This is a genomic window from Burkholderia sp. Bp9140 (assembly GCF_003853425.1).
Classification (GTDB): Bacteria; Pseudomonadota; Gammaproteobacteria; order Burkholderiales; family Burkholderiaceae; genus Burkholderia.
The window spans coordinates 57734-70838 of record NZ_QTPQ01000045.1 but is presented as its reverse complement, the minus strand read 5'-3'; the positions used below and the strand labels follow the sequence as shown (position 1 = coordinate 70838).

Genomic DNA, 13105 nt, shown 5'->3' with positions numbered 1-13105 from the left:
GCGTCATAGCGATACCGCCGCTCGGCAAGCGGCGCGGGCGACGTCGACCGCTGGATCGTCTGCTGCAGCACGCGTCCCGCCGGATCGTAGTGCGTGCGCTGCCCGACCTTGCTCGACAGCATACGTACCGTCTCGCGATGAAGATCATCGCGCTCGAACTGCACGCGCTCCTCGCCATCGAGCAGCATCCCATGCACATGGCCGGACCCATACATCAACCAATCGACCGCATGCCCGTCCGGCCGCACGGTACGTCGTCGGTTGCCGAGCTCGTCGTATTCGTGATGCCACACGTAGCTGCGCCGTTCGCCGAACAGATCGTACACATGATGTTCGCGCACCAGATTGCCGACCGGATCGAAGAAGAACTGCACGCGGCTGTACCGGTTCACCGCGCCGATCAGCCTACCGCTCGGATCGTAAGCAAACCGTTCTTCGCTTTCCCCTGCCACACGCTTCATCAGACGGCCGCTTGCGTCGACGTCCATCGACGTCACGCAACCCGCCTCATCAATCGAAACGAGGCTGCCGCTATCGTGACTTATCTGACAAGACTGGTCCTGCGGCAACAATTTCAGCCCAAACCGCCAATAACACCAAGGGCCGCGTCAACGCTCCCATTCTGCCAGCTCAACATCTAGTCCGGTTTGCAAGCCGACAGAAACACAGGGATGCCTGCATCACCGCTGTCTTGCCTACGCATTGTCTTAACGTGCAACTACCCCGCTGCTCGCTAACGGCCAATTGATACATTATTTATATATTCAGCTCAATTTCAACAAAACAAATGAAACTCTCTCTCTAATTTTCTCGGATGCATCATCTTTCATAGCAGCAAGCCGAGAAACAATTTCAACACCACCAGGTGCTCCCTCGCTCTGTGTTAGATGATCAATCAACGCACCCCGAGAATGATCACCATTCAGCAACCTATAGATGAATGTATCCAGCCACTCAGATGCAACTATTTTCATAGTCGGAGCCGCCTGCATCAGAGCACTTACAACCAAATTTATATCACTCGCCTCTATTAAATGAAGAAGACCATACATCACCTCTTCATTTCTAGTCCGATCAATAAACACAGAAAGGAGATCCACAAGATCTCCTTTGGACAACACTTCGGAACCAAGACTTTCAAGCACCCCATCAAATACAGCGACGTCATCCGGCGATCCAAGTTGACGGACACGCAGCAAATCTTCCAAGCAGCCTTGTTTCATAACCCCTTCCCAAATGTCGATGGATATTGAGCCTTGTTTTGAGCAATAACCTGCTGCAACCCAGCACGGACTTTAGATGTATAACAGTTTTGGCCCTGGTAAATTCGCCTAGCATCTCGAATATCCTGCGCCAACATATCCCGAGGCGTTATTGTTAGGTCAGGGCTTGCCCCATAAGAACTAGTTTGACGATGACGCCCCCCAGTCGGAGGCATTTCCATATTAATAGACACACCGTCGCCACGTGAATAACCTGGCACACCAATCCCCTCCATATATGCATCGGATGGGATATGATGCGGAGTAAGGTTGTCACCGGTTGATCCAGCCCTCTTCAAATCCTTGTATTTCCCGACATCGCCTTCGCCGGGAAGCAACGACGGGCAACAGCATCGTGTAAGTCCCGTTGGATCGGTCCACTGAACGGGATTGGGCGCGTACTGATAGACGTTCAGCCCGCCTTGCAACCTGATCGGATCCTTACTAACGAATCTGCCGCATTGCGGATCATAGTACCGATGCCGGTTATAAGCGAGTCCACTCTCCTCATCAACCTGCTGCCCCTGAAACCGCAACGGATTCCTCGCCACGATCCCCGCCGCCTTCGACGCCCGCGCGATCACCTCCCGCGCTTCCCCCCACGCTCGGTACGACGCTTCCCACACAACATCGCCATCGTCGTCAGTAAGAAGTTGCGGCGTACCGATCTGGTCGCAGTGGTAATAGAGCAGTCTTGCCTCCGCCCGCCGCTCCGGCACCTTCTGCAGCGGATCTTCCTCCGGTACATAGCGGTCGGTACTCTTCCACTCCGGCGTCACGATTCCGTCGACCGGTCCCGCCACATACTGCGCCAGCGGTACAAACGTCCCCGGCTCGTAGAGATAGTGCGTGCCCCGCTCGCCATCGCTCTCGTACGCGAGCGTGTCACCATCCCACCCGAACACCGTCCGCTCGCCGTTCACCTCCTTCGCGATCCGGCGGCCGAACGCGTCATAGAAATACCGCGCCTGGCTCTGCCGTGACGTCTCCGCAACCCGCGCGGACAGCAAGCGATTGAACTCGTCCCACTGATATTCCTGCTCCCCCGCCGGCGTACGCTTGCGCACCAGATTTCCGCGTGCGTCGTACTCGAAGTGCATCCCCGCATACGCCTTCAGCAGGTTGCCCAGCACCTTCGGCACCTCCACTGGCAACGTGCTTTCCGGCCGCACCAGGCTCGGACGGGATGCAGGCGTCTCTGTGGACCTCACCGGATCGATGATGTTGCTCGCCGGATCAAACGCAAACCGCTCCTTCGCGACCGGACTGATCGCTTCGATCAACCGCCCGATCGGATCGTATCGGTAGTCCGTCCCGCCCTTGCGGCTGTCCTCGATCCGCGACAATTGCCCCACTGCGTCATAGCGATACCGCCGCTCGGCAAGCGGCGCGGGCGACGTCGACCGCTGGATCGTCTGCTGCAGCACGCGTCCCGCCGGATCGTAGTGCGTGCGCTGCCCGACCTTGCTCGACAGCATACGTACCGTCTCGCGATGAAGATCATCGCGCTCGAACTGCACGCGCTCCTCGCCATCGAGCAGCATCCCATGCACATGGCCGGACCCATACATCAACCAATCGACCACATGCCCGTCCGGCCGCACGGTACGTCGCCGGTTGCCGAGCTCGTCGTATTCGTGATGCCACACGTAGCTGCGCCGTTCGCCGAACAGATCGTACGCATGATGTTCGCGCACCAGATTGCCGACCGGATCGAAGAAGAACTGCACGCGGCTGTACCGGTTCGCCGCGTCGATCAGCCTACCGCTCGGATCGTAGGCAAACCGTTCTTCGCTTTCCCCTGCCACACGCTTCATCAGGCGGCCGCTTGCGTCGACGTCCATCGACGTCACGCAACCCGCCTCATCAATCGAAACGAGGCTGCCGCTATCCGCATCGTATTGATAGCGCGTCGACTTGCCGTCGAACGCGACTTCCTCGATCAGCCGCCCTGCAGGATCGTAGTGGAACTGGTACGTCGCAAAGTTGGCATCGGTCAACGCGGTCAAGCGGCCGAGACGGTCGTAGCGATACGCAATCGTCTGCCCCAGCGCATCCGCGCGGCTCGCAATGCGACCAACCGCATCGTAGCCATATCGCGTCGATCGATTGAGTTGATCCGTATGCCTTAACAATCGACCTTCAGCGTCGTACTGCACGTGTTCGACGCCGGCCGGCGAGCGAATCTCCGTCAATTGGCCGTTCGGACCATAGCCATAAGCGACTATGCCTCCCGATGCGTCCTTGGTCTCGATCACGCGACCGATATCGTCGTAGCGCCACGCCGTCTTCTTTCCGGAGCAGTCCGTATAGCTCGTGAACTGTCCAGCGTCGTTGTATTCAAGCGCCTTCGAGCCGCCCTTCGCATCGGTGATCTGTGTCGGCAACCCCTTGTCGTTGTAACCGTACTTCGTCGCGTGCTCGAGCGGATCGATTTCCTCGACGAGGTTGCCCGCATCGTCGTACTTGCGCTGCCACACATGCCCGTTCGGATCGACGAGCCGGATCATCTGATCCTTGTCGTCGTATGCCATCTCGACGATGCTGCCGTCGGCGCGCTCGTGCCACGTCCGGTTACCGCGTGCGTCATAACGCATCTGCTCGATGCTGCCGTCCTGCAGAATGTGCAGCGTCAGATTGTTGTGCTCGTCGCGGCGGAACCACTCCTCGTTTCCATCCGGATAGGCGATTCGGTAGACGTACCCCTTGATGTTGAAGTAATAGCGCGTCATCTGACCGAGTGCATCGGTCACGTAGGTCAGCCGAATGTTCGGATGCCACGCAAGGCGGATATCGAGACTGCCGTCGTCCGCGTACTCGCGCACGCATTTCGCGTTAGCGTTGTCGTCAGCGGCCGCCCCGTCCCATTCAAGCGTCATCCCGCGGCCGGTGCGATCGGTATAGCGCGTCACGAGATGGCGGTCGTACTGATAGTTCCACGCGTTGCCGTGCCGATCGGTTGCCCGGACGAGATCGCCCGCTTCGTCATAGGCGTAACTCGCCAGCGTACGGCGCTTGCCGTCCTCGAGGACCTGCTCGATCAGTACGATCCGCCCTTGTTTGTCGTGCTCGAACGACAGCACGTTGCCACTCGCGTCGATCAAGCGCGCCACGCGGCCGAGCGCATCATAGTCGAGCGTGATCGTGTTACCCGCGCGATCCTTCTGCATCGCCAGACGGAACGCGTTGCCGCGCCGTTCGTACACGTGCAACTCGTCATGGCCGTATGCAATCGTGGCCCACGTATCGTCGAGTCGCGACAGCGTCAGGTTTTCCGAGAGATCATCATGCACGCTGCCGGCAGCGAGGGCGCGATATTCAAGGCTGCGCCCGCTGGCATCGCGGTAGAACCAGGTCTCGCCTTCGACGTCGATGCGCGTCGTGTACGGGGTGAGCCACCGCGCGCCGAGTTCGCCGTTATCGTATGCGGAGAGGCGCGACCGGTACGTACGCGCCCAGACGAGCGGTAGTGCGCCGGGCAGATCAAAGTCGGTATGCGTGAACGTCTCGTCGCCGAATGCGAAATCAATCGACGCCTTCGAGGCACCAATCTGACACCCTTTGCAAGGACTCTGGCCAGCGCCTTCCGCATGCGCCTGCTGCCCGGTTGCACCCGCCGGCTCCTGAGGACGCTCATGCTGCGCCTTCCCCTTGCCGCCGGGCGGCACGTCGGCGGTCTTCTCATGAAGCTTCCCGCGCGCGCGCACCCTTGCCACGGCCTCGATCACTTGCGCGATCAGCCACAGCATCTTGCCTTCCTCGCTGCCATTCAGATCGCGGATCGCCTTCGCGACTTTCGGCGCCTCGGCCTTCAGGAATGCGACGATATCGCGGAACGGTTGCAGCCACGAATCCGGGGCGAGCTTCGCAGCAGTTCCCACCGTCGCGTTCCCGGCTTCCTTCCCCAACGCGATCGAACCTTCGTAACCGTACTCGATCGCGTCAACCACCAGCATTGGGTTGTACCAGGACCGCTTGTCCATCTTCTGAGCGATCTGCGCAGTACGTCGCACGTTCGTGCTGCTGTCGAAAATTTGCCCCTTGAGTGCGAGCTCCAGCCCGGTGGCAATACCGACCATCAATTCCTGCGCCTTGTGCGCGCAGTCGTTCAGCAGTTCGACAAGAACGTCCTGCAGGGTCTTCAGGAAGTTTTCGATTTCGGTCGCGGCCGCGGCGTTGACATGCGTGACGAGCACCGAGATAAGCGCCGCGCCGAGATTGCCGCGAGACACCAGCAACTGATTGCGCACGAGCGCCAGCAGCGGCCGCGCCGACAGTCGGAACGATGCCAGCGGCGGCGGAACTGGAATAACCCCGATCAGGTTGATCGCAAGCCCGAGGTAATCGAGCAGATCGGCGTGGCGCTTCTCGACGATCATCACGATGTCGCAGACCGCGTCGTAAAACGCCATCAGGTTGCCGATGATCGGCACTGCGCTTGCGAAGGTCTTGAGATCCTCGAACGAAATGTGATTGCCGCTGATCTTGAGCAACCACTTATTGAAACGGTCGCCCCCCGCCGCGACATCTTTCGGGGAAATATCGCTGAGCCAGGAAACGGCCTGTTCCTTCTCTGCGCCCGGTGGAAGTTGTTGTGCCATGTCGTTCTTCGTTCAAATCGTTTTTTCAAGACGGCTGACAAGCCGCCCTCTCAGGATTTCAGCGGTCCGCCGAACCCGCTCGTCGGCAGCTTCATGCCGGTCGCACCGGCAGCGGATGCCACCGTCGTAGCGCCCTTGCCGGCGATCCCGGCGACACCTGGTAGCGCGCCCTGCACTGCACCGGACGCCGCATTCGCAACCGGCGTGGCCAGCGCCGCGAGCCCGCCCTGGCGCGCCGCCTGAACCATCCCGGCCACCTGCTTCGCAGCACTGCCCAGGCTCGAAGCCGTCTGTAGCGCGGAAACAGCGCCTGCCCCACCCAGTGCACTTGCCGCAGCCGGCAACGCAGAACTGGCCAGTCCGCCTAACGCAGCGCCGGCCCCACCTCCGCTCGCAAGCCCCATCGCAGCCGTCGCCGCCGCAGGTGCCATCCCCTTCAACTGGCTCGCGAGCTGCTCCGTCGCTGCGGCCTGCGCCGCCTGCGGCGACGGCTCAACAGGCTCGACTGGCCACTGCGCCTGCTTAAAGTAATTTGCCGGTTGAGCCGACTCGCGCGGATCCTTCCCGAACTCGACACGCACCGCCCCCGGTGGCAGACCGCTCACGACCGTATAGCCGCTGTTGTCGAGCGCGCCCTTCTTCAGCACGGCGCCATTCACGTCTCTCACCGTGAACAGCCCGCCCTTCACCGCCTCGCCGTTCACATACTTGTGAAACAACTCCAGTTGCCCCGGCTGATCCGGCCGCGGACTCGGCAACGGATACCCCATGCTCGCCGGCCCGGCGAACGTATGCGATGCCCCCTTCACATCCACCGCGCCAGGCGTATGAATCTCGATATTGCCGCCCTGGATGCGGATATACCCGCCGCCGCTCGTCAGCAGAATTCCCTGATCGGCCGCGATCTCGATCCGGTCCGTCGCCGATACGACCTTCACCGCCTTCTGCGCGGTCACCTCGACGTTGTCCGACTGCGCCTGGATCTCGACCTTGCCCTTGCCCGCGAACAGCTTCATCCCCGCGTTCTGCACGAACAGGCTCAGCTTCTGCCCGATGCTACCGATCAGCGACTTGCCCGCCGCGACATGCACGCTCTGTCCGCTCGCGACGTTCACGTGATCGTTCGCGACCATGTGCAGCGATTGCTGCGTCGACATCCCGATCCCCGACGGGCTGCCGAACAGCATCACCGGCTCCTTGAACGCATTCGCGCTGCCCGTGCCGCCGCCTGCCGTGCGGCCGCCGGACGCGTTGCCCGACGCACTGTCCTGCGTCGCGTCGGTGAACGCGCGCATCGTGTCGTGTGCTTCCTTCAGGCTCTCCGCCTGATGCTGCTCGCTCACGCCCGACATCGCCTCGACCAGGCTCTCGCCCGTCACGAGCTGCTGCTGCGCTTCCTTCACGTCGAGCGGCTGGCTGTTCGGCGCCTTCGGATGGGTGGTGACGTACAGGCCCTGGCTCGCCCGTACCGCGCCATACGCATCCGAACGCAAGTCGAACCCGCTGCCCAGATACGAGCCGCGCGAATTGCCGTTCTGGTCGATGAGGTAGCCGAGATGCAGCAGGCTGTTCGCGCTGCTGCTCATCAGTTGCACGCGGTTCTGTCCGGTCGCGTCGTCCATCACGAGATGGTTGTAGCCGCTGCCCGAATACTCTTTCGACCGATATCCGGAGAGAATCCCGTCGCTATGCCACTGCGGCTGGTTCGCACCGTTGTACACACGACCGACCGCGAGCGGCCGGTCGCAATCGCCGCCGACGTAGTCGATCAGCACTTCCTCGCCGATGCGCGGCACGTGCACGCCGCCATAGCCGCCCCCGGTATCCGACTGCACGACACGCACCCAGCACGACGCGTTCTCGTTGCCCGGATTCAACCGATCCCACACGAACTGCACGCGAATCCGGTTCAGCTCGTCGGTATAAACCTCTTCACCCTGGGGCCCGACGACGATCGCCGTTTCGAGATGCATCTTCGGCTTCTCGTGTTCAAACGGGCTGCGATACGGCACGCTCACGCGCTGCGCCTCGACTTCGACGAGGTAGAAGCCAACTGAGCCGTCGTCATGCGGCACGCGAAACGCGGGCGCGGTACCGTAACCCTCCTGCGCTTGCGTCAACGCGTCGCGCAGGCTGTACGGAAAGTCCGCGCTGCTGCTCGCGACCGGCAAGTTGTTCTCGATCCACCATTCGACGCCGATCGCCGCGAACTCACGCTGGTCGGCGGGATCGCGGTCGTGCTCGGGATGATCCGACAGCGTGAAGCGCCGGCCGGCATCGATCGCGCGCACACCGCCCGCGCCATGGAAGCGCTTCGCCTGCGACTCCCACTCCTCCATCCGGATCTTCGTCAGATGGTCGCCGCGCGTCTGGTCCAGATACGTGTACGCACCGGTGTACTCGTAGACTTCGAGCTGGTCGGGCAATTCGCCCTGGCCACCCATCGTCGGCAGCGTCGTGCCCTTCGGGTTCGACGGTTGCGACGGGTTCTTGTAGTCGAACGTGCGCGTCGTTCGGGTCACGCTCTGCAGCGTGCGCGTGCCCGACCATTGCGTGAACGCATCGGCTTCGCTCGTCGCGCCGCCTCGATAGAAACGCACGGTTTCGGGCGACAGCGGTGCGAACGCCTGCAGGTTGTCGGTGATCACGAGCGTGTGCGACTTGCCGTCGTCGGCCTGCTGCCAGGTGCCGTAGAGGCCTTCGCTCTCCATCAGCCGATGCACGAAATGCCAGTCGGTGTCGTGCTGGCGCGTGTATGACCGGCTCGGCAGCGGCTGCGACAGCGCGAAGCGGAAATGCCCCCGCGCCTGCGGATGCCGGTTCAGCACATCGCTGATGATCTGGTCGACGGTCGTGTCGTTCCAGAGCCTCTGGTCGCGACGAAACTTCAGGAAATGGGTGAAATCGGCGAACGTGAGCTGATAGGTCGTGAGCCCGCCGTCGGCGCCGAGGCGGCGCGCGGTGTGCACGTACCCGTTGATCGGCCGGTAGCTGCGATCGCCCTGCTGGATCCACAACGTGACCGGCTGCGCGATCAGCTTTTTAAGTTCCAGATCGCTATCGGTCGACAGCACGTCGAGCGTGAATTCGTACGCGCGCCCGGTGCGCGAGCGGCCGACCGCCCGCTGCACGGTCAGCACGTTGGCGCCCAACGGCGTATCGAGCTTCAGCAGCCGGTCCTGCTGAAGCAACCCGCCGCGCAATGCGGCAACAGTGTTCTGCATGTTCATGGCAACGGCCTTTTGTTCTTTTGACGCGCCCTCGGATGGCGCGCTGTGCGATTTCGCTCGCGCGATTTTACAGACAAATTACTGCGCGAATCGGAAAAATGACCTGATTTAAAAGAGCGCTTTTAAGCGCATTCCGAATAGCCAGGGCGAACGGTTCGAACGCTTGTTCGGCACGTACGAGCCACGTCGCCACGCTGCGCTGCGCACCCTTCGCCCGCTGAAATCGATTGCAATCAGGGCCAATTCGACTTCCGGCGCGGCCCGGTTGCGAGTAGTGTCTACGTGCCCGTATTCCGGCCCAGCCCGGCATGATCGATGCCCGGCGCTCGATTACCACACTGAACACTGGAGATCTGCGATGAAACGTTCGAAGTTCCTACTGTCGGGCCTGCTGCTCGCGTCGGCCCTCGGCTTCACGGCCGTTGCCGCACATGCGGACGACCTGCTCGATTCGGTGAAGAAAGCCGGCGTGCTGCGCGTCGGCCTCGAAGGCACGTATCCGCCGTTCAACTCGCGCGGCACGTCGGGTCAGCTCGAGGGCTTCGACGTCGACGTCGCGAATGCGGTCGCCGGCAAGCTCGGCGTGAAAACGCAATTCGTTCCGACCGAATGGAGCGGCATCATCGCGGGCCTGCAGGCCGGCAAGTTCGACGTGATCGTCAACCAGGTCACGATCACGCCGCAGCGCAAGGAAGCGCTCGACTTCAGCCAGCCGTACACGTACTCGGCCGCGCAGTTGATCCAGCGCAAGGATGACAAGCGCGACTTCAAGTCGCTCGAGGATTTCAAGGGCAAGAAGCTCGGCGTGACGCTCGGCACCAACTACGACCAGATGGCGCGCAGCGTGCCGGGCATCGAGGTGCAGACGTATCCGGGCGCGCCGGAAAAACTGCGCGACCTCGCCGCGGGCCGGATCGAGGCGACGCTCGACGACCGCCTGATGCTGCCGTACATGATCAAGACGTCGAACCTGCCGCTGCGCTCGGGTGCGGTGCTGAACGGCGGCAAGCAGGAGATGGCGATCCCGTTCCGCAAGGGCAATCCGAAGTTCGAGAAAGCGATCAACGATGCACTGGATTCGCTGCGCAAGGAAGGCACGTTGAAGAAGATCTCGATGCACTGGTTCGGCAGCGACGTGACAGTGCCGGTCGCGCAGTAAGCGGTTCGCCGAGCGTTCAATGCGTCACGTCCTTCGCTGCGGCGAAGGCGTGACGCGCTTCTGCGGTTCAGCTCCCTTCCTTCAAGCCGCTTCGTCGAAGCGCGCAAGCAGCATCTGGCCGATCGGCGTCAGCGCCGGGCGCGCGGCCACCGCATTCACGCGTACCTGCATATCGTCAACGAGCCGCTTTTCTACGAGCACGGCGAACGCCGGGTTCGCCAGGTCGACGCTGTCCGGCGCGCGAGCAATGCGCAGCAGCATCGAAAATTCATGTGGACTCAGCATGGTCCCTGTCTCCTGATCGTCCGCGATCCAGCTCGATCGGCGTCGATCGTGTTTTCGAATGGAATGATGCGGTGCATGGTCGATGCGCTGCCGGGAGCGAGATCCCGGGTGGCCGCTTGCGCGACGCGGGCACGGCGTCGCGTGCGGGTTACGCACGCCCGGATCGCGGCGATGGTGCCGCGACGGGAACGTGCAACCTTAGGGGGGCAGCGTGACGCGGGCGTGACAGGAAAACGGGGGCGTGGCGATGTGTGCTGCCTGCCGGAAATGCATGGCGCAGGAAGCGGGAAATGCCGCCGGTCGGCTGCGTGTATGCACGACAGTTCAGGGTTCCGGCGGTCATGGACACGGCGCCACAAACGAAAAAGGGGTTACGGAAAAATTCCGTAACCCCTTTTCGGATTTGGTGCCGGCTGCAGGACTCGAACCCGCCACCTGATGATTACAAATCAACTGCTCTACCAGATGAGCTAAGCCGGCGTAAGCGCGAGATTCTACCTCATTTCACGATCTTGAGGCGAGGTCTGCTGCCGCCTTTCGAGCCATCCCCGTCGGTTTTCGGCGGTTCGTCGGCACCTTCGGACGGTTCTTCATTCGCACCGTGATCGGCGACCGGCGTCAGCACGGCCGGCGACTCGTCGCGCTGGGCCTCATCGTCCTGCGCGGCATCGTCTTCGAACGCACCCGAATCCTCGCCCTCACCGGCCACCGCATCGACCTGGAACGCCATCCCCTGCCCGTTCTCCCGCGCGTAGATCGCGAGCACGTTGGCCACCGGAATCTCGATCTTGTGCGCCTTCCCGGAGAACCGGGCAGTGAACTCGATCCACTCGTTACCCATCTGCAGCTGGCTCGTCGCCTCGAAGCTGATGTTGAGCACGATCTCGCCGTCACGCACGAACTGACGCGGCACGCGCGTCGAGTTGTCGACCCTCACCGCGATATGCGGCGTGTAACCGTTATCGGTGCACCACTCGTACAGCGCGCGCAGCAGATAAGGCTTCGTTGAAATCTCTTGCATCACAATCCTCGAACCCGGAGCGGGCACGCGGCACGCCGCGCCGCCCGCTCCGTCATGCCCTCATTGCATCATCAACGACGCATGACCTTTTCGGACGGCGTCAGTGCTTCGATATAGGCCGGACGGCTGAAGATCCGCTCGGCATACTTCATCAGCGGCGCAGCGTTCTTCGACAGCTCGATGCCGTAGTGATCCAGACGCCACAGCAGCGGCGCGATCGCGACGTCGAGCATCGAGAACTCCTCGCCGAGCATGTACTTGTTCTTCACGAAGATCGGCGCGAGCTGCGTCAGGCGATCGCGGATCGCGAGGCGTGCCTTCTCGTGGTTCTTCTCCGCTGCCTTGCCCTTCTCGTTTTCGAGCGTGCTGACGTGAACGAACAGTTCCTTCTCGAAGTTGAGCAGGAACAGGCGTGCACGTGCGCGCTGCACCGGGTCGGCCGGCATCAGTTGCGGGTGCGGGAAGCGCTCGTCGATGTATTCGTTGATGATGTTCGATTCGTACAGAATCAGGTCGCGCTCGACCAGAATCGGCACCTGACCGTACGGGTTCATCACCGAAATGTCTTCCGGCTTGTTGAACAGGTCGACGTCACGGATCTCGAAATCCATGCCCTTCTCGAACAGCACCAGCCGGCAACGCTGGGAGAACGGACAAGTTGTGCCGGAATACAGAACCATCATATTTGCGTTTCCTCAAAAAAGCCGAGGGCCGGCACGCGGCGCAACCCCTTTCACGGGTTCCGCCTTGCGCCGGCCCCACGCCGGTCAGGCGTGTTTACTTGATATCTTTCCAGTACGCGGCATTGAGCCGCCAGGCCAGGAAAGTCAGGACACCGAGAAAGACCAGCACCCACACGCCGAGGCGTTTGCGGGTCTGCTGGGCCGGCTCGGACATCCATGTCATATAGGCCACCAGGTCGGCCACCGCGGCGTCATAGTCGGGCGACGACAACGTCCCCGGCGTGACCTGCTGGAAGCCGACGAGCGTGTGGACCTTCTCGCCCGTCTCCTCGTCCGTCTTGTCTTCGAATTTGGCAGTGCGCTGCCCCTGCAGTTGCCACAATACATGGGGCATGCCGACGTTCTCGAACACCGCGTTGTTCCAGCCGGTCGGCCGCGTATCGTCACGGTAGAAGCTCCGCAGATACGTGTACAGCCAGTCGCGGCCGCGCGCCCGCTCCTCGACCGACAGGTCGGGCGGCGTGGTGCCGAGCCAGTTCTTCGCGTCTTCGGGCCGCATCGCGACGGACATCGTGCTCCCGACCTTGTCGGTCGTGAACAGGAGATTCGTTTCGATCTCCTTCTGGGATATGCCCAGATCCGTCAGACGGTTGTAGCGCATCAGGTTCGCGCTGTGGCAGTTCAGGCAATAGTTTACAAACAATTGCGCGCCGTGCTGAAGCGAAACGAGATTTTCCGTGTTATCGGGCGCCCGGTCGAGCGGAAAATTACCTTCCGCGCGCACGGCCGGCGCCGCCAGCAGCGCAACGGCCGTCGCCCCGATCAGCGCGAGCGTCGAAAGCAGTTTCTTCATGTCGTTCTCTC

At 61.8% G+C, this 13105-nt stretch carries 8 protein-coding genes, 1 tRNA gene and 1 pseudogene; 1 reads left to right on the top strand and 9 read right to left on the bottom strand.

Annotated features, from left to right (window positions below; genetic code table 11):
* The 4 genes and pseudogenes from DIE21_RS38185 to DIE21_RS30685 all read right to left on the bottom strand — a co-directional run.
* A pseudogene (locus tag DIE21_RS38185) lies at positions 1–548 on the bottom strand (sugar-binding protein); the annotation flags it as partial.
* A 216-nt stretch (positions 549–764) separates the two neighbouring features.
* Entirely contained in the window at positions 765–1223 is a 459-nt protein-coding gene (locus DIE21_RS30695) for an Imm30 family immunity protein (protein WP_124501195.1), read from the bottom strand.
* Positions 1220–5863, bottom strand: a complete 4644-nt coding sequence (locus DIE21_RS30690; RefSeq protein WP_260432564.1) for an RHS repeat-associated core domain-containing protein — start codon at positions 5861–5863, stop codon at positions 1220–1222. The genes DIE21_RS30695 and DIE21_RS30690 overlap by 4 nt, the downstream gene beginning before the upstream one ends.
* Positions 5864–5913: 50 nt before the next feature.
* Entirely contained in the window at positions 5914–9093 is a 3180-nt protein-coding gene (locus DIE21_RS30685; RefSeq protein WP_124501194.1) for a type VI secretion system Vgr family protein, read from the bottom strand.
* A gap of 358 nt (positions 9094–9451) precedes the next feature.
* Between DIE21_RS30685 and DIE21_RS30680 the strand changes: the two genes are divergently transcribed.
* On the top strand, positions 9452–10252 hold the full coding sequence (locus DIE21_RS30680) for a transporter substrate-binding domain-containing protein (RefSeq protein ID WP_124501193.1): 801 nt from the start codon (positions 9452–9454) through the stop codon (positions 10250–10252).
* An 81-nt stretch (positions 10253–10333) separates the two neighbouring features.
* On the opposite strand, the gene DIE21_RS30675 is transcribed toward DIE21_RS30680, so the two are convergent.
* The 5 genes from DIE21_RS30675 to DIE21_RS30655 form a co-directional block, all read right to left on the bottom strand.
* Positions 10334–10537 (bottom strand): hypothetical protein, encoded by a 204-nt coding sequence (locus tag DIE21_RS30675; RefSeq protein WP_124501192.1) that lies wholly within the window; start codon positions 10535–10537, stop codon positions 10334–10336.
* 404 nt (positions 10538–10941) lie between these two features.
* A tRNA-Thr gene (locus DIE21_RS30670) sits at positions 10942–11017 on the bottom strand.
* A 19-nt stretch (positions 11018–11036) separates the two neighbouring features.
* Complete coding sequence (locus DIE21_RS30665) at positions 11037–11558, bottom strand: ClpXP protease specificity-enhancing factor (RefSeq protein ID WP_124501191.1); 522 nt, start codon at positions 11556–11558, stop codon at positions 11037–11039.
* A gap of 71 nt (positions 11559–11629) precedes the next feature.
* Positions 11630–12241: a glutathione S-transferase N-terminal domain-containing protein gene (locus DIE21_RS30660; protein ID WP_006400565.1), complete on the bottom strand. Its 612-nt coding sequence runs from the start codon at positions 12239–12241 to the stop codon at positions 11630–11632.
* A gap of 94 nt (positions 12242–12335) precedes the next feature.
* On the bottom strand, positions 12336–13094 hold the full coding sequence (locus DIE21_RS30655; protein ID WP_124501190.1) for a cytochrome c1: 759 nt from the start codon (positions 13092–13094) through the stop codon (positions 12336–12338).
* Positions 13095–13105: the final 11 nt, after the last annotated feature.

Bases quoted from the DNA above. Each gene is read 5' to 3' on its own strand.
- DIE21_RS30695 (WP_124501195.1), bottom strand. From the start codon at position 1,223: ATGAAACAAGGCTGCTTGGAAGATTTGCTGCGTGTCCGTCAACTTGGA.
- DIE21_RS30690 (WP_260432564.1), bottom strand. From the start codon at position 5,863: ATGGCACAACAACTTCCACCGGGCGCAGAGAAGGAACAGGCCGTTTCC.
- DIE21_RS30685 (WP_124501194.1), bottom strand. From the start codon at position 9,093: ATGAACATGCAGAACACTGTTGCCGCATTGCGCGGCGGGTTGCTTCAG.
- DIE21_RS30680 (WP_124501193.1), top strand. From the start codon at position 9,452: ATGAAACGTTCGAAGTTCCTACTGTCGGGCCTGCTGCTCGCGTCGGCC.
- DIE21_RS30675 (WP_124501192.1), bottom strand. From the start codon at position 10,537: ATGCTGAGTCCACATGAATTTTCGATGCTGCTGCGCATTGCTCGCGCG.
- DIE21_RS30665 (WP_124501191.1), bottom strand. From the start codon at position 11,558: ATGCAAGAGATTTCAACGAAGCCTTATCTGCTGCGCGCGCTGTACGAG.
- DIE21_RS30660 (WP_006400565.1), bottom strand. From the start codon at position 12,241: ATGATGGTTCTGTATTCCGGCACAACTTGTCCGTTCTCCCAGCGTTGC.
- DIE21_RS30655 (WP_124501190.1), bottom strand. From the start codon at position 13,094: ATGAAGAAACTGCTTTCGACGCTCGCGCTGATCGGGGCGACGGCCGTT.